Origin of the sequence: Clostridium sp. HMP27 (assembly GCF_000765165.1) — a bacterium.
Lineage (GTDB): Bacteria > Bacillota > Clostridia > Clostridiales > Clostridiaceae > Clostridium_AK.
In genome coordinates, this window is record NZ_JMFY01000018.1 from 327,941 (window position 1) to 353,465 (window position 25,525).

A 25,525-nucleotide genomic window follows, 5' to 3' on the forward strand; every position below is an offset into this window, starting at 1 on the left:
ATATATTAAATTACCCAACTTTCCCAATATCCTGAGCCTATTTTAAATAATTTGGTTTTGCTTTTTTAAGAAATTATAAAGTATAACTGAACTAATAGAACATAACAATGCACAAACTCCTACAAAGGCATATCCAGCCTCCATCCCTATTATAAGTCCATTTTCTACACCATATATTTTTGTGAATATATTTCTAAATAAATCTACAATACTGCCTACTAAAAAATTTCCTATAACACTTCCTATTCCCATAAGTGTTACTGTAAAGCTAACGGCTGTGCTGCTATTCTTAGAATATCGCTTAGATAAAATAGCCATCACCGTAGGATAAATTGGTGCTATGCCTACCCCTGCAAGAGCAAATAAAAACGCAGCAGATTGTCCAATAATTATTCCCATAAGAGTAAAAATCCCTGAGGCTCCCGAAAAAATTGCAAGTGATTTTGTAAGTCCAATCTTATCTGTAAATGGTCCAAGTAACAGCCTTGAGAGAGTAAACATAAAAAAGAATGCCGAAAGTAATCCCGAGGAAGCATTTGTATTCCATTTATAAACTTTTTCAAGAAAATTAACTAGCCATCCACCAACTGCAAGTTCTGAAATTACTCCAAATGATAAAATAACTACTATCATCCATGCAGCAGGATCCCTTGTATATTCTTTAAAGGATGTATCTTTCTCTCCTTCAATATCATCCTTTGGAAACTTTGTAAATAAAGTCATTATTAGTGGAATTACTGATAATGAAAGCATTATTAAATACATTTCATGCCAACTAAAGCTTCTACCTAAGGCATATACTTTCATAATTCTAGTAGAAACAATGGGTGCTATAGTTGAACTTAATCCATAAAAAAAATGTGCCAAGTTCATCATCATTCCCGTATTTTTAGTAAAAACCTTTGCTGCTAATATTCCAAGAGCTATTTCCAATATTCCATTACCTATATACATTAAGAAATAAGACGCTGAAAGAGTTGTATAATTTACTGATAAAAATATAAAAACTCCCGAAAGAGCCATTGTTCCAAAAGCAAGTAAATTAGAAAACCTTATTCCAAACTTCTTTGTTAGTACTCCAGTAAAACTACATGCAAGAAGATACCCTAATGAATTAAGTGCCAAAAGTAACCCTATTTGCATTTCATTAAGTGAAAAATCCGTCTGTATACGTGGAATAGCTGGTCCCTTTATATTTTCTGAAAATCCAAATACTAAATATCCAACGAATATCACTGCTAATAGTATATAATAATTTTTGCTGTAAGACTTACTTTTATTAATCTCCAAAACTTTTCCTCCAATTCACTAATTTATTATAACAATAGGCATGTCAAATATATTATAATAGTTATTAATCATTATGTATATTATATAACACATGAAATAAAATAGAGTTATTGAAATTTTCCAAGTATAATTTTTTCTAAATTGGAGGTCTTTAATTATGAATCAAATCAAAATCTTTGATAGTATTTACATGTTTAATACCTATAACGAACATATAAATTTGTCCTTTAATCAATTTCTTCTTTTAGGAGAAGAACCTATACTCATACATACTGGAAGTTATCAAATGACAGAGGAACTTATTCCTAAATTAAAGAGTATTTTAGGCGATAAGAAGTTATCTTATGTTTTTGTTTCTCATTTTGAAAGTGATGAATGTGGTGGATTAACACTGCTTTTAAAGCATTATCCTGAAGCTATATGCATATGTTCTGGAATAACTGCTCGTCAACTTACTGGCTTTGGCATGGATGTAAAAGTAAAAATAGCAGCTCCTGAAGAATCTTTGTCTTTAGCCGGAGCAAATCTTAACTTTATATCTTATCCATCAGAAATGCATCTATGGGAAGGATTATTAGCCTTTGAAACAAATCAAGGCCTTTTATTCAGTAGTGATCTCTTTATTAGAATGGGCAAATTAGAAGATTCAATTGTATCCTCAAACTTAAAAACTGAAGTATCAGGAATAGTTGAACATCAAATTCCAAGCCCTGCAGCTCTTAAAACACTACAGGATACATTATATAATCTTTCTATTAAGTACATAGTACCTGGTCATGGTCCAGTGTTAAAATTATAAGCATCAAGAAATAACTTGCCACGTGCCAGGCACCTGGCAAGTTATTTTTTACTACCGCAAATCGGACAGCTCTGAAGGCATAATGGTAATTCAAGAGAACTCTTACTCATTAATTTCTCATTAGATAAAATTTCTTTTGTTAATCCGTCTGCAATAATAATTCCTTCACTAATTATTATCGTTCTTTTACAAGTTTCCCAAACCATATCCATGTCATGAGTTGCAATAATTTTTGTATGAGGAAATTCTTTTAACAGAGATATTAATCTTCTCCTTGATTTAGGATCCAATGCCGTCGTAGGTTCATCCATTATAAGGATATCCGGCTCCATGGATAGCACAGTTGCAATAGATGCCGCACGCTTTTCTCCGCCGGATAACTTGTAGGGTGGCCTATCTTTAAGATGTGCTATTCCAACGGTTTCAAGAGCTTTAATAACTCTTTTATGCACTTCTTTTTCATCTAACTTATAATTGCGTGGCCCAAATGCCACATCTTCATATACGGATGGCATAAAAAGCTGATTATCAGCATCTTGAAATACCAATCCTATCTTTTGACGAATTACAGGCAGGGTTCTCTTACATATCATAGTATCACCAATATCAACTTGACCCTTCATTGGAAAAATAATTCCTAATAGTAAATTTAAAAGTGTTGATTTACCTGCTCCATTGGCTCCTACAATTCCTACAGATTCTCCGTGACTTATTTTAAATGTAATTCCATTTAGTGCCCTTTTTCCATCGGGGTAGGAATAATATACATCCTTACAATATATAGAATCATGACTCATGTTATCACCCCTGTTATAATCTTTCCTAATAATTCTGGAATATTAAATAACCTCGCTGTAAAAAAAAATGTCACCCATAAAAATAAATATGCTGTAGAACCAATTGATAACCTGCTATCTGCAGCAAAAAAATATTCTCCATGAAATCCCCTTAATATCATTGCATCATATACCCTATTTGCCCTATCAAAGGCTCGTAATAATATCTGCCCTAAAAGAGACCCTGAAACTTTAAAAGATACGCCCTTCTGCATTGGCGCTCTTAAATGATATGCTTTTATAATTTGTGCCGTTTCTTCTAACAATACAGAAATATATCTATAAGTTAAAACAAACTGAGTGACGAAAATTTTTGGTACAAATAGCTTTCTTAATGCTAATGATATCTTTTCGATTCCAGTTGTAGCTATTAGAAGTAATCCTGCCAAAACTGTTAAACTACTCTTTATTATCAATGAGGCAAAAGAAATCCACCCACTAGAAATATGAATTCCCCATATTATAATATAAGTTTTCGTGTCAAATAATGGATTAAATATTCCAACTCCTATAACAAAAGGTAAAACAATAAGAGATCTTCTAAACATCGGTAAAAAGGGTACTTCAGACAAAACAAAAACTATAATTGGATAAAAAATGTACGGTAATAGTCCTATAATATCATATTTCCCAAAGGATAATACCACTAATAAATATATTATTGTCACCAGTAACTTTACAATAGGATTTATTTTATGGATTATTGTGTTTCTAGAAGCTAATTCATCTAATAAACGAATATTATAAATTGATTTAGTTATACTTTCCATATCCTAGATCATCCCTTAAATAAAGATATTGGCGAGGTTACTCCCCTCGCCACCTGTTCATTTATATTGGTTTTGCTTTTCTTTTCCTACGTCTAAAAAAAGTAATAACAAGTCCAGTTAAAGCAGCAAGAACTAAAGTCATAATTCCACCTAAAATACCTGACACACTTGTTTGAGCATTAATACCTGTCACTACTTCTTCATTCTCTTCATTTTCCTCTTTATCTATATCTTTTGAAGCTTTAAAACTATAATCAGGTAAAAAAGCTAATTTATTTTGTATTTCAGAAAGTTTTCCATGAATACTTTCTGTAGTTTTTAGTTCTGACGTACCTGACGTTTTAATCATTGCCCATTCTAATCCATCTGGATTACTAGAAGCAAATGATGAAAGAATACCACCTATTATTATAACACTTGTTATTATGATAATAAAAAACCTTTTTATTGAAACATTACCTAAGGGTTGTCTTAATGAAGACTTTTCAATAATTTCAGGACGTGCCTTCCAAACAAATGAAACTACTGCTGCTGTTACAAGGCCTTCTACAATTCCAATAGCAAGATGGATAGGCTGCATTAAAATAGCAAAGTTAGCAAAAGGCAACTCAGTCTTTCCAGAAAACAATGTTTCAACAACAACACTGAAAGCTCCCATTTGAAGTCCAATTATTGACGCAATTATAGATGCACTAAAAATCTTCTTAGAACTATATCCCTTTTTCATGATACCTTTATAAATTAATGGATATGCAATAAAGCATGTGTAAAATCCAAGATTAAATACATTAGCACCAAAAGCTAATAGTCCTCCATCAGCAAAGAAAAGTGCTTGAATTAATAGTACTGACGCCATTGTTAAAAATCCAGCATATGGCCCAAGTAAAATAGCAAGAAGTAATCCTCCTCCAATGTGCCCACTTGATCCAGTACCTGGAATTGAAAAATTAATCATTTGAGCTGCAAAAACAAAAGCTCCCATAACACCCATCAAAGGTATCTTTTTATCATCTAACTCATTTTGCAATTTTTTCACTGAATAAGTAGCAATACCAGCTGTTGCACTAAACATTGTTCCACCAACAATTGGCGAAATCAAGGCATCTGCCATGTGCATATCATCACACTCCTAATAAAACAATAACTCATAAAGGGCAACTTTAATTGCAACCCTCTATGAGTTTTATTCTCATATATACAAGTTGTCCTTATATCTTTTATTTCAATTGTAAATAATTGTATCATGTTTTTTTACAATTGTCAATTTTCACTTTAATCTTGTAGTAATTTTAAGAGTGCTCTGCCTAGTTATCTATACGAAGCGTTTAAGGCTTTTAGTAAAGTACGAATATCATATTTATGAGGAGTAACTGGACAAATTTTCTTATTTACACCAAGCAAAGTATATACTGCAACTCTCGCGGCACGGATTGAGTACTCTTCAGTAAAAACCATATCCTCTGGTATTTCAACAAATTGACTAATCATTGCAAGATTTGTTGAACCTTCAGGCACTACCTTAGGACGATCGCTCATTGCACGTGGCTGAAACTGTGCATCAATATAAGGCATCATACATGGAATAACATTAACTATAGTATCCATGATTTCATTACTGTCCTTTTCAAAATGTAAATGTCCTAAAAGTTCAATTAACATTTCTTCACCTGTACAATCTCTCATAGGCTTCTTTACATAGTTGCCTTCCTTGTCGGTATACAAACCATATCCCCAGAAAATTGTAGTATCTTTTGGTTGATTCTTGAAATGAGGCTGTGCTGCAACTACGATAGACATAAGCCAATTGGAATCCTTAAATGTCATCAATGCTCCGCTGCCAGGTTTATTACGGGAATATCTTTCAATCATTTTAAGAAGTTTATCACCTTTACATGTTACAGTAAAAGACTCCCAGTTTGTTTGTTCTGCATTACCAAAGAAAGGTTTTGGATTTCCAAGTCCTTCTTTCTTTGATGCGATTTTAGCCCAAAGATCCCCAGAGATAGGATTTTCTATTTTCATTTCTGCGGGGGTATTAAAATTTCCTAAGCTTGCATTGTCAGTCATACACCCATTTGTTACAATGCATAAATCACCTTTATTAAGTTTAATTACATCTTCTTTTCCATTCTGCTCATAATGAATTGCTGTAACAGTAATTCCTTCCCCTTCTTCAAAATCTAAATCTTTAACAGTGTATTTCAAGGTAAAATCAACGCCGAAATTCTCTAAGTAAGTTTTTATAGGCAATATAATAGAGTCATATTGATTGTAAGGAGTTCTCGTTACACCCTCAAGAGTTTGGATACGTGAGAACTCAAATATCATACGATTCATATAACGTTTCAGCTCAAATAAACTTGACCATTTCTGAAATGCAAAGGTTGTTTGCCACATATACCAAAAGTTTGTTTCAAAAAAATGAGGTGTTTTTGCAAACCAATCGCATATGCGTAAATTATCTAGCTTTTCCTCTGGAGTAATCATTAGTTTCAATAGTGCCATACGATCAGCATCATCAAATCCCATAGATATAACATCAGTTACTTCTCCATCTTCATTTATAAGTCGTGCATTTGCATGAGTTGGATGTGCATGATCAAAATCAAGAATTTCATCGCAAACTGACATCCCTTCTCTTTCTAAGGATGGTATAGAAGCAAGTAGATCCCATGTATTCTCATAAGTTTCTTCATTAAGCATTCTTCCACCACGACAAACAAATCCATCAGTTGCATTGCCTGCTCCGTCATTACTTCCTCCGAGAATATTCATTCCTTCTAAAATGTGAATATTCTTGCCCGGGAAATCACAATCCCTAACTAAATATACAGCTCCAGCAAGTGATGCTAATCCGCCACCCACAAAATATATTTGTTTGTTTTCATGTTCTCTTCTCATATAGATACCCTCCATAAATCTTTAATTTTCTATGAAACACTTTATCTGACTTTCCAATAACATAAATATAATACTTCTGCTTTCGGATAGGTATATTCAAAAAATATAACCTGTATAATTTTTATACATTCTGCTTTAAATGTATAAAAAAATAAGTCGTGACAAATTTAAAAATTTATCACGACTTATTTTCGTATCTTTCCAAAGCTCTTATAAAATTTCCTTCAATTAATTCACTAAGCTTATCAATTATAACTTTAGGATTTTCCTTCATTCCTTCTTTCATCCATTGGATAACTAAGCCAGTAAATGCATGTGTATAAAAGTTGCCAATAAACTCCTTATCCTCTTTCTTAGCATTCATATTATGAGAAACTTCATTAACTACTCCCATAAGTAATTCATTTGTAACTGAATAGAGATATGTATCTAAATGATTTCTTCCTAAAGAATTTAAAGTATTGAGACAAAACGCTTTATTATTTTCTATATAAATAAAAATTCTATAAAATCCGTCTGTCCATGTGTCATAACTCCTATATTGAGATATACTTTCAACTGCTTCTGTCCTATAAATCCACTCGGTTAAATCATATATATCCTGAAAGTGATAATAAAATGTTTGTCTGTTAAGTCCACAACTTTCTACAATCTGCTTAACAGATATTTTATTTAAAGGAATATCCTTCATTAACTCCTTTAAGGAATTGGCAAGGGCCTTTTTCGTTATTAAAGAACTAGACAATTAATCACCTACTATTTTCAAAGTTAATATACAATCTCACTTGAAATTATACCTAAATGAAAGATTTTACTCAATAAAATAGGATAAACTTTAAAGTTCATCCTATAATTTGTTATGTATTTTTACGATTATAAACTTGTTAATTAAACAATAAACTTTGACATTTCTACTTTTAGATTATTTACAATTTCCATAGATTCCCTTGTGCTTTCGACTATTCCATTAGTTTTTTCATTTACATGTATTATTTTCTCTGCTATATTAGTTGTTCCAGAAGCCCCCTCACCTGCTGCTTCCGCTACTTGCTCAATTGTTTGTAAAACATTTTGAACGGACACTAATAATTCTTCTGAAGTAGAACTGAATTCTGTAACTAGGTTATCTACAAAAGATGCATCTTCACTATACTTTTCTGCTACATTTAACATAGATTTATATTCATTAGATACATTCTCTGTCATAAAAATCAGTAGATTATTTGAACTACTTGAAAGACTTCCTACTGATTGTATTACCTTTTCAGTTATGTTCTGTATTTGGATTACAGTTTCTTTTGATTGTTCTGCAAGCTTTCTTATCTCATCTGCAACCACCGAAAATCCCCTCCCAGCTTCACCAGCTCTGGCAGCTTCAATAGCTGCATTTAAGGCTAGCAAATTAGTTTGAGCTGTTATTTCCATTATTGCTTGAGATAAGATGCTAATTTGTTCAACCACCTTAGAGTCACTAATTGCTTTTTCTAATTCTACCTTAGTTTGAATAAATATAGTATTTGCTTTATCTTGAGCTTCAATAACTCTATCCTTTGTTTCAATAGCTCTTATGTTTATTTCCCCAGCTGCCTCTGCACCCGCTTGAGATTTTTGAGATATAGATTGTACTGCTCTTTCAACTTCCTGAGTAGTAGCTGCAATTTCCTCAGCTGATGCGGCTGTTTCTTCCATGCCTGCCGAAAGTTCTTCGGTAGTAGAAGACACTTCTTGTACATTTTCCATAAGTTCACTTGAATTTGCACTAATAACTTCATTTATTTTCAAAGTATTTTCAGCAGTAATCTTAACTTCCTTAATAATAGTCCTTAAATTTGATAAAAATAAGTTTAATGCCTTGGCCAAATCTGCTATTTCGTCTTTAGAGTTAACTTTAATTTCTTGTGTTAAGTCTCCTCCTCTTTCAGCAAGCGCAAAAAGCTCTCTTTTTAAAACATTCAAAGATTTTAAAATCCCAGATATAATAGCACTCGCGAAAACTATTGCAATTACTGTTAAAACTGAAATAATTACTACTGATATCAGTATTGCTTTTGAATAAATATCATTTCCTTCATTACTTGCTGTCCTGGCCATTTCTTTATTAAAATTCACAAGCTCTAATAGAGATACCGCTGCACTGTCAAAGGATTTTTTACCTTCTCCGCTCATAATTTTCATGGCTTCATCAGTTTTCAAATTTCTACTAAGTTCTATTGCAGCTTCATTAGCTATTATGTATTCACTCCACTGCTTCTTTACCATTGAGTAAATCGCTTTATCTTTATCCTCATAAAGTGATTTCTCATATAAAGACATTATGTTTTCAATTTCCGCTTTTTTAGCTTCCATTTCCTTTTCCTTTGTACTCATTACACTCTTATCTACTGTTACTATATGTTCATATTCCAAAATTCTGAAATCCGACATCATTGTATTTAAGTCTTCTGAAAATATTATCTTTGGTATTCTATTTTCTGAAATTACAGTAGAGTGGTTATTAATCCTTTTCAAACTATTTATAGAAAAAACTCCTATAAAAATTAATGAAGCTACTAACATTGAAATTAAGATAATCAATTTACCTTTAATAGTTTTTAGCAATTGCTTTCCCCCTAACCTAATAAAATATTTAACTATACTATCGTTCGATATATAATCTACTTTAATTTTATTAATTATATATTAACAATTGTATTTTTATAGACATATTGTTGATTAAGAAACTTATAAATATTATAATATTTATAAGTTTCTTAATAATATCAATTAATTTCAAAGTATTACCTTCACAATAGAATGACTATGAAATGAGGAAATATTCTAATGTCAAAAAACTCTAGCGATAAAAGATCACTTCAAACTAAAAAGATAATAAAAGATACTTTATCAGATTTAATTGAAGAAAAGGGTTTTAATGAAATATCAGTTACAGACTTAACTAGAAGAGCTAATATAAATAGAGGTACATTTTATCTACATTATGCTGATAAATATGATTTATTAGAACAGGTCGAAGAAGAATTGATAAAAGAAATTCAAGAGCATACCAAAAATTTAGATTGCCTAGATTTGCTAAATATAAATCTTGTAAGTGACTCTGATCCATTTACAATAAAGCTTCTTGAATATATTAAAGAAAATGCAAGCTTCATTAAGGCTATTTTAGGTCCAAAGGGTGATCCCATGTTTCGCATTAAGCTTAAAAAACTTATAGAAGCTAATTTATTTGAAAAGCAACTGTCAAGTGAATATAATCCAGGAAATATGTTAGTTGAAGAAGAGTATTTTATTTCTTACGTACTTTCAGCTCATTTAGGAGTAATTATGCATTGGCTTGAAAATGACCTAGAAAAATCCCCAAGGGACATAGCACTGATGTTATCGAAACTATCTATGCTTGGAAGTTTTACGGTATCAGGACTAGGAAATACTAAAAATGAAATTTAATACTAACTCTTAGATTTCATTTCTTAAAATTCATTTTGTTTCTAGAAAATATAGATTATTAAGAGATTTATTAGCTTTAATTTAACTTAATAAATCTCTTATTTAATATTGATATTATAATATTGATATTATAATCTTGTAATTTATGATTTTCCTAGCATTTGTAATGTATTCATCTCAACTTTATATATTTCCATTTTCCTGTTTTAAATCTTATATAAACAAATAGCCATCTTACAAATTGGTCTACAAATACCGCCATCCACGCTCCCGCCAGTCCATATCCACATATGTTGACAAATATATGTGCAAGTGCAACTCTAATTAGTATTGCTCCAAAAAATGTAGCTATTAGAGGCCAAAATGTATCTCCTGCTCCTCTTAGCCCTCCTGCTAATATAAGCTGAGATGATTGAAACGGTTGCACTAACGCTATTATTTTTAAGGCTATAGATGATTTCTTTATAATCTCTGGATCATTTGAATATAATCCTACAATCTGCGGACCAAAGAAAAAGAATATTACAGCCATAAACGTAGATATCATTGATCCAATTTTTCGTGTTTCTTTTGCATAATTTTCAGCCTGAGAATGTTCGTTAGTTCCAAGGCTTCTACCTACTAAGGATGATGCTGCTATTCCAAAGGCCTGGCCTGGCTGAAACGAAAGACTTAATATATTTAGCGATATTTGATGTGCTGCGTAAACAATGGTTCCAAGTCCTGCAACTATTTTTACAAATAAAAGCACGCCTACCCTTAAAGCCATTTGTTCTAAAGAAGCAGGCATGCCTATCTTTATTAAATTATACATTATATTTTTATCAAATTTAAAAGGCTTTTTTAAATTAAGTTTAATGATACTCTCACCTTTTATAACATATCTAAATAAAAGTATACTTGCAACCACATTTGATATAGCAGTAGATATCCCAGCTCCAGTAATGCCAAGGCTTGGAAATCCCAAAAGACCATATATAAGAAGTGCATTACCAATAACATTTAAAAAATTTGCTTTCAGGTTTATCTTCATGGGTATTTTTGTTTCGCCAATTCCTCGAAGTGCTGCTGATATAGACATACTAAATGATTGAAATATAAATCCTATCATAATAATTTTAAAATAAGTTTTACCCACTCCTAAAGTATCAGATTGTGCTCCCATAAACTTCATAATAGGTTCAGTAAATATTATTCCAAGAATTGACAGAGGTATTGCTAGCATCATCAAGCTTAACAACATTACATGCTTTAATGTTGTTTCTATTTTTTCATTTTTACCAGCCCCTAGATATCTGGCAACCATAGCTGTACCACCTACATTTAAAGCCTGAACAAGAGATAATCCTATAAATAACGGTTGATTTGTTATACCTACAGCTGCAACAGAAGCTGCTGCTACTCCATTATTAGTTATTCTTCCAAGCATCATCATGTCTATCATACTAAAAAGTGATCCTAAAAGAAGTTCTACAAGAACAGGCCATGCAATATTAATAACATCAGCTCTGATTGAATTATTAAACCACAAAAACAATTTACTTTTTTCAGCATTCTTATATTCTAAGTCAGCCATTATCATTCTTCTTTCTATAACTTATTTGTATATCTTTTATTGTACACTACATTATATTCGCTTTAAAAATATATTTCCCAGGATAACAGTCTAAAAAACTTATTTTTATACGTTTACTCTAGGTTTATCTTTGAATAATTTACTTTTTTATACATAATTAATTTATTATAAAATAAAACCCTGAGGATCACTCCTCAGGGTTACAATATTATATTGTATTTATTTAAGATTTTCTAGTTTACTCCAAAGATCTGGATTCTTCTTTTTAACATTTAATATTTTAAAGTTTTCTTTATTTACAAATGCCTGAGTAGTTTTTCCTTCTGCAATAAGTTTATCATCATCATTTCTTATAACTCTATATTTTAACACTACCTTAATTGGAGTTAATTCATCTAAACTAGTTTCAATTATAAGATTATCAGCATACTTTGCTCCTTGAATATATTTACATTGTGTTTCAATGAGCGGCATCATTATGCCCATATCTTCTATATCCTTATATGAAATACCTGATCCAACAATAAAGTCTTCTCTTGCAGTTTCAAAATATACATAATAATTAGAGTGATGCACAATTCCCATTTTGTCTGTTTCTGCATACCTAACCTTTAGTTTTGTTGTACTTTTATACATAAAAACTCATCCCTTTCATTAGTACTTAAAAGTTCACTCTAAATTTTTTAACTTATGTGTTATTCTTATTTAGAACTTGTGTTTTATCATCTTCCAACACTTCAGTTTTATCATCATTTATAACTTCAGTCTTATCACTATCTAAAACTTCTATGCTACCACCATTTAAAATTTTCATGAATTCATCGCCTGATATAGTTTCTTTTTCCCACAAATACCTTGCCAATTCATGAAGTTTGTCTTTATTTTCATTTAAAATATCAATTGCTTTTTTATAAGATTCTTTAATTATCTTTAAAACTTCTGCATCTACCTTTGCTGCAGTTTCAGCAGAACAAGCAAGGGATGCATCTCCTCCAAGATATTGATTTGATACAGTTTCTAGCGCCATCATACTAAAATCTTCACTCATACCATAACGTGTAACCATTGCTCTAGCAATTCTTGTTGCTTGCTCAATATCATTGGAGGCACCTGTGGTAATAGAATCGAATATAATTTCCTCTGCAGCACGTCCACCAGTAAAAGTAGTAATTTTATTAAGCATTTCTTCTTTAGACATTAAAACACGTTCGCCCTCTTCCACCTGCATAGTATATCCAAGTGCACCAGAGGTTCTAGGTATAATAGTAATTTTATGAACAGGTGCAGTATTTTTTTGCTTTGCAGCAACCAAGGCATGCCCAATTTCATGATAAGCAACAATAAGTTTTTCTTTTGTTGGAACAACAGCTCCCTTACGTTGATATCCAGCAATAACTGTTTCAATAGATTCATCAAAGTCAGATTGATTTACCTCTATTCTGTTGCTTCTTACAGCTCTTAATGCTGCCTCATTTGCAATGTTTGCAAGTTCAGCACCTGATGCTCCAGAGGTTGCCCTTGCTACTTTATTATAATCAATATTTTTATCTACTTTAATTTTTTTAGTATGCACCTTTAAGATTTCTTCTCGTCCTTTTAAATCAGGAAGCTCTACGGGAACACGTCTGTCAAATCTACCAGGTCTTAAAAGAGCCTTATCTAGTATTTCAGGACGATTAGTTGCAGCAAGAATTACAACTCCTTTGCCCCCATCAAATCCATCCATTTCAGTTAATAATTGATTAAGTGTTTGTTCTCGTTCGTCATTTCCAGTCATACCAGAATTATCACGCTTTTTTCCAATAGCATCAATTTCATCTATGAATACAATGCAAGGAGCCTTTTCTTGCGCCTGCTTAAATAAATCTCTTACCCTTGCTGCACCCATACCTACAAACATCTCAACGAACTCAGATCCCGAAATAGAGAAAAATGGAACCTTCGCCTCACCAGCAACTGCCTGAGCAAGTAGTGTTTTCCCTGTACCTGGAGGACCAACCAATAATGCTCCCTTTGGAAGTCTTGCTCCAATTTCTTTGTATTTATCAGGTCTATGCAAAAAGTCTACAATCTCAGTAAGTGCTTCTTTTGCCTCATCTTGGCCAGCAACGTCTCCAAAAGTCTTACCTGTTTGTGCAGCAACATACACTTTGGCATTACTTTTTCCAAAACTCATTTTATTTCCCATACCACCCATTTTCTTTTGCATCATTCTTCCAAGTATCTGCCCCATTCCTATGAAAAGAACCATTGGTAAAATCCAATTCATTAAAAAATTAGTAAGTGGAGAATTTTCTTTAGGAATTACTTTTGAAAATTTTACTCCAGCAGTTTTTAAATTATTTACAAGATTAGGATCATCTAGCTTTCCTGTAACGTATACAGTTTTTTCTTCATCAGTCTTAGAACTAAATGTAATTTTTGTATCCTGTATTTCAACAGTGTTTATTTTCTTTTCATTTACCATTGTTAAAAATGTTCCATAATCAACTTCAACTATACGTTGTTTTTGAAGATTAGGCATAAGCCATGTATTTAGCATCATAAGTCCTATAAATGCCAGTATATAATAATAAAACAAAGGACCCTTAAGTTTCTTTATATTTTTCATTTTTATTAGTACTCCTTATCTTAATTAATTTTACTATAAACTCATATCTGAATTATTTATCTTCTGTAATAAAACATTTAGCTTTTGTAATCCTTCAATAATATCATTTATATTTTCTGTAGATTCGGTTTTTAAAGAAATATCGAACTTTCTCGTAAGCAAGTCTTCAATATCTAAAATAGCACTTTCCCCCTTTTCTGACAAGTGGACTTTTACAACTCTTTCATCCATCTTATCTCGCACACGATTTAGAAACCCTTCTTTTTCTAACTTCCTGCACATAGCTGAAATATTTGCCCCTGCTACACATAAGTTCTTTCCTAAATTTCCAATTGTTTGTTCCTGTTCTCTAACATCTGTAAGTATTCTTACCTGCATAGCAGTTAACCCATGCTTGTCATACATAGGGCGGAAAATACTATCCATATTTACCGATATATCTCTAAGCAAATTCCATATAGTATTATTAAAATCCATAACCTCCATATTCTATTCCTCCAAACTTTTTGTAAACATTCGTCACATTATATATACAATATAAATAATATGTTTTATAATTTATATTGTCAATACACAGAACAGTTAATTAATAAATTAGTCATAAATGTTTATTAAAGTTTTCATTTATAGTATAAATTATAGTTCAAAAGGAAGTCATGCTTATGAAAAAATTATTAAAATTACTTTTTAGCAGAGCATTTTTAATTGGATGTGCTATTCTTGTTCAGATTTTTACTCTTGTTATTATGATTTGGAAGTTCGGAGAATATTTCATTTATTTTAATACTATCAGCTCTCTACTCAGCGCTATTGCAGTACTGTGGATTATTAACAATAAAAACAACCCTGCATATAAGATAGCCTGGATAATTCCAATTATGCTGTTTCCTATTTTCGGCGGACTTTTTTATTTAATGTTTGGCGGGAACCAAATTAGCAAACGTAATAAACAAAAAATGAAATCAATGTATAGTAAAATGTTTAATATTTTAAATAGGGATAAAAATACTTTAAAAGAAATTGAATCTAAAGATAAAAATGCGGCCAATCAAGCACGTTATATAGAAAAGTATTCTTTATGTCCTGTATACCCAAATTCATTTTCAGAGTATTTAACACCTGGGGAAATGAAATTTGAAAGATTAAAGCAAGAATTAAAAAAAGCACAAAAATATATATTTTTAGAATATTTCATTATCGAAGAAGGAGTCATGTGGAATTCTATTTTAGATATTCTCGTAGAAAAAGTGAAGCAAGGCGTAGATGTTCGTGTGATTTATGATGATTTTGGCTGTTTAACAAAACTTCCATATAAATATGATAAACATCTGAAAAATCTTGGCATTAAGTGTTGTGCTTTTAATCCTCTCATTCCAGTACTATCAATAAGAATAAATAATCGTGATCATCGTAAAATTGTTGTGATTGATGGCCATACAGCCTTTACAGGTGGTGTTAACCTTGCAGATGAATATATAAACGCCTGCGAAAAATATGGACACTGGAAAGACTCTGCCATTATGATTCAAGGTGAAGCAGTATGGAACTTTACAATTATGTTTCTTTCTCTGTGGAACTATTTGAACAATACAGATGAAGACTATGAAAAATATAAGTGTTTGTCGTTTGATGAAAAAGCATTAAAAAATGATGGTTATATACTTCCTTTCGGTGATAGTCCTTTAGATGGAGAAGCTTTAGGTGAATCTGTGTATATGAATTTAATTAACAATGCAAAGGATTATATATACATCAATACTCCTTATTTAATTCTTGACCATGAAATGACTGTTGCTCTATCTCTGGCAGCAAAACGAGGAGTTGATGTTAAAATTGTAACTCCTTTTATTCCCGATAAAGCCTATGTTCATACAGTAACTCGTTCATATTATAAAGCTTTAATTGAAAGTGGCGTAAAGATTTATGAATATACCCCTGGCTTTATTCACGCTAAGTCTATTGTGGTAGATGATGATTTTGCTATAATAGGTACTATTAACCTTGACTATAGAAGCCTTTATCTTCACTTTGAATGTGCAGTGTGGATGTACAAAACAAGTAGTATTCTTGATATTAAGAGTGATTTTATTAATACACTAAAAAAATGTAAATTTATTGATTTAGATCAATATAGGAATTTGCCTTGGTATAAAAAAGTTATGGCATTATTTTTACGCGTATTTGCACCACTTATGTAAAAAGAAGGAATTTCGTTTTGACGAAATTCCTTCTTTATTATTTCATTAGTTTGCAAATATTATTAGTGAATTCTACTGGATCACTTATAGGTAATCCTTCAATAAGAAGTGCTTGGTTATATAGAACGCTTGTGTACAAGTTAAGTTTATCTTTATCATTTTCGTAAGCTTCTTTTAATGATTTAAATACATCATGATTTATATTTATTTCTAATGCTTTATCTGCTTTCACATTTTCATTATTTGGCATAGAATTTAATATTTTTTCCATTTCTATTGTAAGTTCCCCTTCGCTAGAAAGACATACAGGATGATTTTTCAATCTCTTTGATGCTTTAACACTAGCTACTTTTTCAGATAAAATATTTTTCATATATTCAAATATTTCTTTTGTTTCTTTATCATCTACACTTGAAGAATTATTATTTTCCTCTGCTTCTATTCCTAAGTCACCGCTTGATACAGACTTAAATTCTTTATCTTTGTAGCTCATTATCATTCTTACAGCAAATTCATCTATGTCATCAGTAAAGAATAGTATTTCATATCCCTTATCTGATACAAGTTCTGCTTGTGGAAGTTTTTCAATTCTTTCAATTGATTCTCCTGCAGCATAGTAGATATATTTTTGATCTTCAGGCATTCTAGAAACATATTCACCTAAAGTAACCATCTTTTTCTCTTTTGATGAATAGAACATTAATAAGTCCTGAAGTACATCTTTGTTACTTCCAAAATCACTGTATACACCATACTTTAACTGTCTTCCAAAGGACTTATAAAACTCTTCATATTTATCTCTTTCATTTTTTAGAGTATTTTCTAATTCGCTTTTTATTTTAGACTTAATATTTTTAGCAATTAGCTTTAACTGCCTATCATGTTGAAGCATTTCTCTAGATATATTAAGAGATAAATCTTCTGAATCCACCATACCTTTTACAAAACTAAAGTAATCTGGCAATAAATCGGCACACTTATTCATAATCATAACGCCATTTGAATATAACTCTAACCCTTTTTCATATTCTCTTGTGTAAAAATCATATGGCATTTTTTCTGGAATAAATAAAATTGCATTATAGCTTACAGTACCTTCTGCTTTAATATGAATATGCTTTAATGGTTTATCAAAGCCATAGTGTTTTTCAGCATAAAAATTGCTGTAGTCTTCATCTGTAAGTTCACTTTTATTCTTTTTCCATATAGGAACCATGCTGTTTATGGTTTCTTCTTCTTTATAACTTTCATATTCATTTTCGCTGCCTTCTTTAAGTGCGCTCTTAGTTACATCCATTTTAATTGGGTATCTAATAAAATCAGAGTATTTCTTAATAATAGATCTTAATCTATATTCTTCTAAATATTCATCAAAGTTTTCATCTTCTGTGTTTTCTTTTATTTTAAGTATAATTTCTGTACCAACTGAATCTTTTTCACACTGTTCAATAGTGTAACCTTCTGCACCCTTAGATTCCCACTTGTAAGCCGTATCACTTCCAAAGGATTTGCTGATAACAGTAACAGTATCAGCTACCATAAACGCAGAATAAAATCCTACACCAAATTGACCAATTATATCATAGCCATCTTTAAGTTGATTTTCCTTTTTGAATGCTAAGGATCCACTTTTTGCTATAACTCCAAGATTTTCTTCAAGCTCCTCTTTTGCCATTCCTATACCAGTATCAGAAATCTTGAGTATTCTATCCTCCTTATTTATATCTAATTTAATATAATAATTATCTTTTTCAAACGTTAAAGAATCATCTGTTAATGCTTTGTAATAAATTTTATCAATGGCATCACTAGCATTAGAAATAAGTTCTCTTAAAAAAATTTCCCTGTGCGTGTAAATTGAATTAATCATCATGTCTAAAAGTTTTTTAGATTCGGCCTTAAATTCTTTTGTTTCCAATTAAATCTTCTCCCTTCGTAATAAAAATCATATATTTTAGCTTTTATTATTAGCACTCCACCTCAGCGAGTGCTAATCTCTAATTTTTATATATCACAATTAAAATCTTATGTCAATACCTCTTAAGTTATCCTACTTATTCCATTAAATTATCTTTGTTGATTGTCATGTTATCAATTCACCTTGAAATATCCTAGAGCCGCAGTAAAATTTCCATCCCTTTTATCTTCCATATAATTTTGTAATCTTCCGTATCTTTTCTGTCAATTCAGTGGTAAATTCATTTTCTAATAAGCGCCATCTCCAGTTATCCCCAACTGTTGATGGTGTATTAATCCTCTCTTTGTTACCTAACCCCAAGTAATCTTGCATTGGTATCACTGCTAAATCAGCAACACTTGAAAGTGCTGATCTAATAAATTTCCAATTAATGTCTTTTTCACTGGTAATATCTAAATAGTCTATGGCAAACTTTTTATCCTGAGGATTAAGGTTTTTATACCACCCTAAAATGGTTTCATTATCATGGGTTCCAGTATAAACTACAGAATTTCTATAATAATTATGTGGTAAATAATCGCTTTCTTCTCTAGAATCAAAAGCAAATTCTAATACTTTCATTCCTGGATATCCAGTTTTCTTAACAAGCTGTAAAACACTTTCTGTTAAAAATCCTAAATCTTCAGCAATTATATTCAAACTACCAAGCTTATCTTTTAATTTTTTAAAGATATCATAGCCGGGCCCCTTTCTCCAAATGCCATTTTCTGCTGTGATTTCCCCATAGGGTATAGAATAATATTCATCAAAACCCCTAAAGTGATCTATGCGAACAACATCGTGCAAATTGAACGAATGTGCAATCCTTTGAATCCACCAAGCATAGGAAGTACTTTTGTGTTTCTCCCAATCATAAAGGGGATTGCCCCATAACTGTCCTGTTTTTGAAAATGCATCTGGTGGACACCCTGCAACTGCAATTGGATTTCTATTTTCATCAAGTTGAAATAGTTCTGGATGAGACCATGCATCTGCACTATCAAAAGCAACATAGATTGGGATATCTCCAATAATTTTAATACCGCATTCATTAGCATAGTTTTTTAACTTTGACCATTGCAATGCAAATATAAATTGTAGAAACTCATAAAATATAATTTCATCTGCATACTTGACTCTAAGCCTTTCCATTGCATCAGTTTCCCTCATTTTGATATCATTTTCCCACTTACCCCAACTAATACCCAAAAAATGATTTTTAATGGCCATATAAAGAGCATAATCATCTAACCAGTAAGAGTTTTTACACACAAACTCCTGAAATTCTATTCTTTTACTAATATCACTTCTAACGTATGCAGTTTTTAATATTCTAAATCTTGATAAATATATTTTTTCATAGTTTATATATCTATCATCATCCCCAAAGTCATAGGCATTACATTCTTCCTTAGTTAAATATCCTTCATCTATTAATGTTTCTAAATCAATGAAGTAAGGATTACCAGCAAAAGTAGAGAAAGATTGATATGGCGAATCCCCATATCCTGTAGGCCCTAAGGGAAGTATTTGCCAGTAACTCTGCCCTGATTCTTTTAATTTGTCTATAAACTCATAGGCATTTTTCGAAAATGATCCTATTCCATACTTTGATGGTAAACTAGCAATTGGTAGTAATATCCCGCTGCTTCTCATTTTCTCCCCCTTACTGCATCATCGCTGTAACAATCTACCCCTTGACAGTCCCTGATACAACACCTTTATAATATATTTCTGACATGCAAAGTAAAATATTACAATTGGAATAATCGCAAGTACTAACATTGCCGTCATAGCTCCCATATCTATTGAACCATATCCAACCTTACAATATTATATTACTTAAAAATTTCATTATACTGCATTTTATTGAAATCACACTTAACTTTCTAATAGTAAATAGGCTAGTCATTTTTATTTGACTAACCTGTTTTAAGTTCGTTTAATTATTTTAAGATAACTTTAAATTTAATGAAGAATCATACCCAATATTGGAGTTGCTTTCAAGAATTAGATCTATAAATGCTCGGGTAATAACTGGATCAAATTGATTACCACTACATCTTTTTAGCTCATCAATAGCTTCATCATAAGTTTTTCTTTTGTTATATGGTCTATTGGATGTCATAGCATCAAAACTATCTACAACTGTTAAAACTCTCGCTAGAAAAGGTATCTGTTCCCCTTTAAGATTACTTGGATATCCCTTCCCGTCATACCTTTCATGATGGTGCAGTATGAGAGGGGAAATATCTCTTAGTGATTCAACAGGTTTTATTATTTCTACTCCATTTAACGGATGGCCTTTAAGCATTTCCCATTCTTCATTAGTTAATGACATTCTTTTATTTAATACTTCCTTTGGAATATTTATCTTGCCAATATCATGCATATAAGCTCCGTATATAAGCTTTTTCTTATCTTCTTCATCAAGTCCAAGTTTATTTGCCAGCATTTTGCTGTAAATTACCACTCTTTCAACATGCCCATATGTATATTTATCTTTTGCATTAATAACGCTTATCAAAGTTTTTATGGATGTAACAAGATCTATATGTCTTTCCTCTATATCATTTTTTAATTCATCGAGTATTGAAGTATAACACTCAACCCTGTTTTTATTAAAGAACTTAGCTCGATAAAGGGCATCATCTGCACTTTTAATAAGTTCAACATCACTTTTTGCTTTATCTGGATAGATAGAAACTCCCATTGAAACTGTTATCTTCCCATTAGGTTGATTTTCTTCTCCCTCAAAGTAAGTCTTTTCTATTTTATATCTTATGTTTTCTGCAATGCTAATTGCATCTTTTTCTGAAGTATCAGGTAATATTATTGAAAATTCTTCTCCCCCATACCTAGCAACAATATCATTTTCTCTTGCATTATTTTTGAGTATTGACCCTATACTTTTAAGTACTGCATCACCCTTTTGATGTCCATAAAGGTCATTATAATGTTTGAAGTAATCTATATCAATGAATATCATAGAAATGGGCTTATTTCCCTTTTCATATGACATCACTTTTTCTCTTAATACATCATGAAAAAATCTATGGTTATATACACCAGTAAGTCCATCCTGATTTACCAACCTTTGAAGTTCCTTAATATGTTCACTTTCCATCCTTACATAAAACCCAAGAGGCCATGCAGTGAGAATAAATACTCCTGCTAAAATTAAATCATTTTCAAAATATTGATTTACTTCTACTCCTTGTATTCCAACAATATCTATTGTCAATATAATAATTGAAGAAATACAGGCTACTATTACTCCTTGTTTCATGCCTGATTGTATAGTGGTAGTTATTATAATAAATAAGAACAAAAATTTATAGCTGCTCTTATAACCACCGGAGAGAAGTATTGCAGCAAAAAACATCGATATAAATACTATATTTTCAATTACTTGTATAAACATATTATGTCTTATGCTATTTTTTTTCGTTGTTGCAAATGTCCATATGATATAAATTAGAGATAGTAGCATTATAAATATAACATAAGACAGATAGCTATAGTAGCTCTTTACATTTTCTATTAAAGAATCATTATTATCAAAATATCTTCTTAAAAAAGCTATGCCAGAAAATAATAATGATGATATTTTTACAATTGACAGTATTTCATATATTCTTTTATGCTTATCAATTTCAAAATTTGACATTCTATACTTACCTCAACTTTACTGTAAAAAGAATATAATAAGGTGAAATTTTTTCACCTTATTATATATTACTTATTAGTGTACTATTCGTCTCTAAGACATTTTGGCTCTTCAGGTTGATATGAAAACCATGAACATGCAGATGTAGCTACTGAAGCAGCAACAATAGTAGTTAGTGTTGCGATTAACGCTAAAAATTTGGAATTTAGTTTTTTCATTTTATTTTCACTTCCTTCCTATATATAATAGATATTTTAAAAATATATCTATTTTAGCTAATATTAAGTGCCCACTTTTAGTAAGAGTAAAGGTTTGCCAAGCTATGCCTCCCGTTAGACATAGCGCGTATACAAGAAGTGCTGCTTTGTTAAAATTAAAATATGCTATCATTATAAATATATCAATTATCAAATAACTATTTAAAATCAGAATAGATCTCTTTTTCATTCGCTTTCTTTTTTCTTGGCTTTTAATACGCTTTGATGGATTATCAACAGGAGCTAACTTATAAATCATATAGTAAGACCATATAAAAACTATTATCTCTAAAATTAAAGCAATTTTAAAGTTTATATAAACACATACTAAAAAAGATATTAATAACGCTTGTCCAATACATATGATTACTCCGATAGAAGTACAATTTCCTGGTGAACTTGCATGAGCCCCTCCTGAATATTTTCTAAATATACTTGCTGTAAATAATACTATTAGTGCTTCAAGAGATACATGAAACATAAGACCAAATGTACCTACAAGAAATATAGAAATAATAGTCTGTATAAGTGCAAATGTTCCATAAGCTATAACATCTCTTTTGTCATCATTCATATTTAATTCTAAAGCTACTCTATTTGCAATGTTGCTGGATAGTTTTTCCATTTATATCTCTCAACTCTTTTCTTTTTGACAATCTTATATAGTATGCTATTGCAACAACCGCAAAAACTATAATAGATGGAATTCCATATAATGTTTTTAGAATCGGATCACTAAATACATGATTTATATCAGCTCCTAAAATATATTGTATTATAAGTACATTAATTCCTTCACATATAAACTGTAGAATTATCACAGTTATAGCAGATCGTATTGATGCACTTAAATCAATTTTATTTATATTAACTGTTAATGCGATAATTATAAAAACATTTATTATAGTATGTACACCATAGTGAATAGGAAGAAATCTAACCATATATGCCATAAACCCATATAAAAGACTGGATGTTATATATTTTTTAGTATTGATAAAACCTTTAGAAAATGCATATACCCCAAAAATAAATAAAAATGCCTCCGGTAATCCTCTTACAAAAAACTCCGTTAGAGTTAATTTCAACATATTCTTTTCTCCTTTAATAACTTTATATATAATTGCATCTATTAATTAAATTATTACACTTTTAACATAAGAACTATCAACCATCATTAAATTTACTATTTATGTATACCATACATTATTTAATTAAATATGTTTTCTGATTTACCTCTTTAATTACGTTAAAAATGATTATAAAAACAAAACATCTTATAAATATATCACCAATACTTAGAATACTATAACCAATATCGATTATATCTGATAAAGACTTTAACTTTATCTCCGAATTTCCCAGAACATGTAAGTCATTAACCTTACTGAACGAATCTTCTTTTACATAGCCTGTCCAATAGGATAATGTAGGAAATACAGGCATACTTCCGTTATTAGCTTTTATAACAGTATTGTTTAAAGTACTTCCAATAAAAATAAATATACATCCAATTATAGAACTATAATATTTTTTATATTTTATTATAGGGATTAAATATACACTCAAATAAATAGACTTTATTAAACTTGCGTATTCTACAAATCTATAATCTCCCAAAAAAATTGTAGCTTGTAAAAAAATATATAGCATCTCATATATAAATATAGGATACATAGCCCACGATTTAAAAAATGGTTTTAAATTGTATCCTTTTATTTTTGCAACTAATAGTGCTACCAATATAACTTCTATCATATTATTAATCTCACATTTCTATTGTAAATTTATATAATATTTATGTAGTCATCCCCAAATTGTTATTTATATACTTATTATCTCATATTTACCTTACCACTTAACCTTATTATATCAATTTTTTTAATTTTATTCCACTCATTTATTAAAAAGCCTAAGTATTTTTACTCAATAATTTATATTTACTATTAACATAAAAATGATTGAATGGATATAAAAGTTATAATATAATAAAATATACCTCAATTAACAATTTCGTAACATTTAATTAATACTTTGTTAATATATAGCACTGTTTTTGAATTATTTATCATCGATAATTAAACATTAAAAATTTAAAAATATATATTTGGAGGATTTAGAATGATTAAAAAACTTGAAAATGGCGATTTAGAAATTTCTGCACTTGAGATCAAGGATGTTATTGATATAAAATTACTTCAAACCTTCCAAGATAACTTTGCTACTGGCATGAATATTGCAAGTGTTACTGTAGATAATGATGGACAACCTGTAACACGTCCAAGCTGCTATACAAGTTTCTGCATGGATTTTACACACTCCACTAAAATAGGAGATGATAGATGTGCTATATCCCATAAAAAGGCTGGAGAAGAAGCTGCTAAAACAGGAAGGCCTTATGTATTTACTTGCCACGCAGGATTAATAGATTTTGCGGCACCTATATTAGTTAATGGTCATTTAATAGGAACAATCTTAGGCGGCCAAATTTTGACTTCCGCTCCTATGGAAGACAAATTTAGGAAAACAGCATCTGAAATAGGAGTTGATCCAGAAAAGTATGTTGCTTCAGCTAAAAAAGTCTATATGACAAAGCAAGAAAATGTACAAGCTGCTGCTGAAGTGTTATTTATTATAGCAAATGCTCTTTCAAAGATGGGTTATGAACAACTTAAATTAAGTAATATGTCACAAACCCTTTCAGATAACTTTAGTCAAATTTCTGCTACTATGGAAGAACTTTCTGCATCTTCATCAAATGTAACAACTAATCAACATAATTTAAGTGATGAAATTGTTAATGTAAAGGAAATCTCTATAGAAATAAACTCAATATTAGATTCAATAAAAACCATAGCAGATAAAACAAAAATGCTGGGATTAAATGCTGCAATAGAAGCTGCAAGAGCAGGAGAAGTTGGCAGAGGTTTTGGGGTAGTTGCTACTGAAATTAGGACTTTATCTCAAAACTCAAAAGAGACAGCTTTAAAAATAATGGATCTTACAAAGAAAATTCAAGATTCTGTTGATAAAACAATAGAAACTTCAAATGAAACACTGCAAACTACTGAACAGCAAACTGCAGCAATTCAAGATATTACTTCAAATTTATTAGAATTAACAAGTTTAGCTGATGAGCTAAATACTATGACAAAACATAAATAATAGAGAGTATACATAAATTTCATTTGAATAAATTTATGTATACTCTTTTAA

The 25,525-nt window shown here is 30.6% G+C and carries 22 protein-coding genes; 4 read left to right on the forward strand and 18 right to left on the reverse strand.

Annotation, left to right across the window (positions count from 1 at the left end):
- Nucleotides 1-42 precede the first annotated feature (42 nt).
- The gene (locus tag DP68_RS10740) at nt 43-1,290 is read right to left on the reverse strand and encodes an MFS transporter (protein ID WP_035309290.1); all 1,248 of its coding nucleotides are present in this window, start codon (nt 1,288-1,290) and stop codon (nt 43-45) included.
- A gap of 157 nt (nt 1,291-1,447) precedes the next feature.
- Between DP68_RS10740 and DP68_RS10745 the strand changes: the two genes are divergently transcribed.
- A complete protein-coding gene (locus DP68_RS10745; RefSeq protein WP_035309291.1) occupies nt 1,448-2,089 on the forward strand; it encodes a hypothetical protein in 642 nt (213 codons plus the stop codon).
- A 41-nt stretch (nt 2,090-2,130) separates the two neighbouring features.
- On the opposite strand, the gene DP68_RS10750 is transcribed toward DP68_RS10745, so the two are convergent.
- The 6 genes from DP68_RS10750 to DP68_RS10775 all read right to left on the reverse strand — a co-directional run bounded on the left by DP68_RS10750 (nt 2,131) and on the right by DP68_RS10775 (nt 9,194).
- Entirely contained in the window at nt 2,131-2,886 is a 756-nt protein-coding gene (locus tag DP68_RS10750) for an ABC transporter ATP-binding protein (RefSeq protein WP_035309293.1), read from the reverse strand.
- Nucleotides 2,883-3,695 carry a cobalt ECF transporter T component CbiQ gene (gene cbiQ, locus DP68_RS10755; RefSeq protein WP_035309295.1) on the reverse strand — a complete coding sequence of 271 codons (813 nt, stop codon included), beginning with the start codon at nt 3,693-3,695 and terminating at the stop codon, nt 2,883-2,885. Before cbiQ ends, DP68_RS10750 begins: the two co-directional genes overlap by 4 nt.
- A 61-nt stretch (nt 3,696-3,756) precedes the next feature.
- A complete protein-coding gene (locus DP68_RS10760) occupies nt 3,757-4,812 on the reverse strand; it encodes an energy-coupling factor ABC transporter permease (RefSeq protein ID WP_035309297.1) in 1,056 nt (351 codons plus the stop codon).
- A 191-nt stretch (nt 4,813-5,003) separates the two neighbouring features.
- Nucleotides 5,004-6,596: an oleate hydratase gene (locus tag DP68_RS10765; RefSeq protein ID WP_035309299.1), complete on the reverse strand. Its 1,593-nt coding sequence runs from the start codon at nt 6,594-6,596 to the stop codon at nt 5,004-5,006.
- Between the two features lie 178 nt (nt 6,597-6,774).
- Entirely contained in the window at nt 6,775-7,341 is a 567-nt protein-coding gene (dhaS, locus tag DP68_RS10770; protein ID WP_035309301.1) for a dihydroxyacetone kinase transcriptional activator DhaS, read from the reverse strand.
- A 143-nt stretch (nt 7,342-7,484) separates the two neighbouring features.
- On the reverse strand, nt 7,485-9,194 hold the full coding sequence (locus tag DP68_RS10775; protein WP_035309303.1) for a methyl-accepting chemotaxis protein: 1,710 nt from the start codon (nt 9,192-9,194) through the stop codon (nt 7,485-7,487).
- Nucleotides 9,195-9,416: 222 nt separating this feature from the next.
- Here DP68_RS10775 and DP68_RS10780 point away from each other — a divergent pair, with 222 nt between their 5' ends.
- Nucleotides 9,417-10,040 carry a TetR/AcrR family transcriptional regulator gene (locus tag DP68_RS10780; RefSeq protein ID WP_035309304.1) on the forward strand — a complete coding sequence of 208 codons (624 nt, stop codon included), beginning with the start codon at nt 9,417-9,419 and terminating at the stop codon, nt 10,038-10,040.
- A gap of 172 nt (nt 10,041-10,212) precedes the next feature.
- On the opposite strand, the gene DP68_RS10785 is transcribed toward DP68_RS10780, so the two are convergent.
- From DP68_RS10785 to DP68_RS10800, 4 genes are all read right to left on the reverse strand, one after another.
- Entirely contained in the window at nt 10,213-11,616 is a 1,404-nt protein-coding gene (locus DP68_RS10785; RefSeq protein ID WP_035309305.1) for an MATE family efflux transporter, read from the reverse strand.
- Between the two features lie 219 nt (nt 11,617-11,835).
- A complete protein-coding gene (locus tag DP68_RS10790; protein ID WP_035309307.1) occupies nt 11,836-12,252 on the reverse strand; it encodes a thioesterase family protein in 417 nt (138 codons plus the stop codon).
- A 52-nt stretch (nt 12,253-12,304) separates the two neighbouring features.
- Entirely contained in the window at nt 12,305-14,227 is a 1,923-nt protein-coding gene (gene ftsH, locus DP68_RS10795) for an ATP-dependent zinc metalloprotease FtsH (protein WP_081957181.1), read from the reverse strand.
- Between the two features lie 33 nt (nt 14,228-14,260).
- Nucleotides 14,261-14,713, reverse strand: a complete 453-nt coding sequence (locus DP68_RS10800) for a MarR family transcriptional regulator (protein WP_035309308.1) — start codon at nt 14,711-14,713, stop codon at nt 14,261-14,263.
- A gap of 176 nt (nt 14,714-14,889) precedes the next feature.
- Between DP68_RS10800 and cls the strand changes: the two genes are divergently transcribed.
- The gene (gene cls, locus DP68_RS10805) at nt 14,890-16,425 is read left to right on the forward strand and encodes a cardiolipin synthase (RefSeq protein WP_035309309.1); all 1,536 of its coding nucleotides are present in this window, start codon (nt 14,890-14,892) and stop codon (nt 16,423-16,425) included.
- 37 nt (nt 16,426-16,462) lie between these two features.
- On the opposite strand, the gene htpG is transcribed toward cls, so the two are convergent.
- The 7 genes from htpG to DP68_RS10840 all read right to left on the reverse strand — a co-directional run bounded on the left by htpG (nt 16,463) and on the right by DP68_RS10840 (nt 24,067).
- Nucleotides 16,463-18,343: a molecular chaperone HtpG gene (gene htpG, locus DP68_RS10810; protein ID WP_035309311.1), complete on the reverse strand. Its 1,881-nt coding sequence runs from the start codon at nt 18,341-18,343 to the stop codon at nt 16,463-16,465.
- 222 nt (nt 18,344-18,565) lie between these two features.
- A complete protein-coding gene (gene malQ / locus DP68_RS10815; protein ID WP_035309313.1) occupies nt 18,566-20,038 on the reverse strand; it encodes a 4-alpha-glucanotransferase in 1,473 nt (490 codons plus the stop codon).
- 295 nt (nt 20,039-20,333) lie between these two features.
- On the reverse strand, nt 20,334-22,052 hold the full coding sequence (locus DP68_RS10820; protein ID WP_035309316.1) for a diguanylate cyclase: 1,719 nt from the start codon (nt 22,050-22,052) through the stop codon (nt 20,334-20,336).
- Between the two features lie 83 nt (nt 22,053-22,135).
- Complete coding sequence (locus tag DP68_RS10825; RefSeq protein WP_035309318.1) at nt 22,136-22,270, reverse strand: cyclic lactone autoinducer peptide; 135 nt, start codon at nt 22,268-22,270, stop codon at nt 22,136-22,138.
- A 7-nt stretch (nt 22,271-22,277) separates the two neighbouring features.
- Entirely contained in the window at nt 22,278-22,934 is a 657-nt protein-coding gene (locus DP68_RS10830; RefSeq protein ID WP_035309320.1) for an accessory gene regulator B family protein, read from the reverse strand.
- Entirely contained in the window at nt 22,903-23,400 is a 498-nt protein-coding gene (locus tag DP68_RS10835) for a hypothetical protein (protein ID WP_035309322.1), read from the reverse strand. The genes DP68_RS10830 and DP68_RS10835 overlap by 32 nt, the downstream gene beginning before the upstream one ends.
- Before the next feature lie 115 nt (nt 23,401-23,515).
- Entirely contained in the window at nt 23,516-24,067 is a 552-nt protein-coding gene (locus DP68_RS10840; protein ID WP_035309323.1) for a DUF5317 family protein, read from the reverse strand.
- Nucleotides 24,068-24,430: 363 nt separating this feature from the next.
- Here DP68_RS10840 and DP68_RS10845 point away from each other — a divergent pair, with 363 nt between their 5' ends.
- The gene (locus DP68_RS10845) at nt 24,431-25,474 is read left to right on the forward strand and encodes a PocR ligand-binding domain-containing protein (RefSeq protein WP_035309325.1); all 1,044 of its coding nucleotides are present in this window, start codon (nt 24,431-24,433) and stop codon (nt 25,472-25,474) included.
- Nucleotides 25,475-25,525 lie beyond the last annotated feature (51 nt).

Bases quoted from the DNA above. Each gene is read 5' to 3' on its own strand.
- DP68_RS10785 (WP_035309305.1), bottom strand. From the start codon at position 11,616: ATGGCTGACTTAGAATATAAGAATGCTGAAAAAAGTAAATTGTTTTTG.
- DP68_RS10745 (WP_035309291.1), top strand. From the start codon at position 1,448: ATGAATCAAATCAAAATCTTTGATAGTATTTACATGTTTAATACCTAT.
- DP68_RS10800 (WP_035309308.1), bottom strand. From the start codon at position 14,713: ATGGAGGTTATGGATTTTAATAATACTATATGGAATTTGCTTAGAGAT.
- DP68_RS10750 (WP_035309293.1), bottom strand. From the start codon at position 2,886: ATGAGTCATGATTCTATATATTGTAAGGATGTATATTATTCCTACCCC.
- DP68_RS10760 (WP_035309297.1), bottom strand. From the start codon at position 4,812: ATGCACATGGCAGATGCCTTGATTTCGCCAATTGTTGGTGGAACAATG.
- ftsH (WP_081957181.1), bottom strand. From the start codon at position 14,227: ATGAAAAATATAAAGAAACTTAAGGGTCCTTTGTTTTATTATTATATA.
- DP68_RS10825 (WP_035309318.1), bottom strand. From the start codon at position 22,270: ATGAAAAAACTAAATTCCAAATTTTTAGCGTTAATCGCAACACTAACT.
- DP68_RS10765 (WP_035309299.1), bottom strand. From the start codon at position 6,596: ATGAGAAGAGAACATGAAAACAAACAAATATATTTTGTGGGTGGCGGA.
- malQ (WP_035309313.1), bottom strand. From the start codon at position 20,038: ATGAGAAGCAGCGGGATATTACTACCAATTGCTAGTTTACCATCAAAG.
- DP68_RS10790 (WP_035309307.1), bottom strand. From the start codon at position 12,252: ATGTATAAAAGTACAACAAAACTAAAGGTTAGGTATGCAGAAACAGAC.
- DP68_RS10780 (WP_035309304.1), top strand. From the start codon at position 9,417: ATGTCAAAAAACTCTAGCGATAAAAGATCACTTCAAACTAAAAAGATA.
- DP68_RS10830 (WP_035309320.1), bottom strand. From the start codon at position 22,934: ATGGAAAAACTATCCAGCAACATTGCAAATAGAGTAGCTTTAGAATTA.
- cbiQ (WP_035309295.1), bottom strand. From the start codon at position 3,695: ATGGAAAGTATAACTAAATCAATTTATAATATTCGTTTATTAGATGAA.
- cls (WP_035309309.1), top strand. From the start codon at position 14,890: ATGAAAAAATTATTAAAATTACTTTTTAGCAGAGCATTTTTAATTGGA.
- DP68_RS10845 (WP_035309325.1), top strand. From the start codon at position 24,431: ATGATTAAAAAACTTGAAAATGGCGATTTAGAAATTTCTGCACTTGAG.
- DP68_RS10820 (WP_035309316.1), bottom strand. From the start codon at position 22,052: ATGTCAAATTTTGAAATTGATAAGCATAAAAGAATATATGAAATACTG.
- DP68_RS10835 (WP_035309322.1), bottom strand. From the start codon at position 23,400: ATGTTGAAATTAACTCTAACGGAGTTTTTTGTAAGAGGATTACCGGAG.
- DP68_RS10840 (WP_035309323.1), bottom strand. From the start codon at position 24,067: ATGATAGAAGTTATATTGGTAGCACTATTAGTTGCAAAAATAAAAGGA.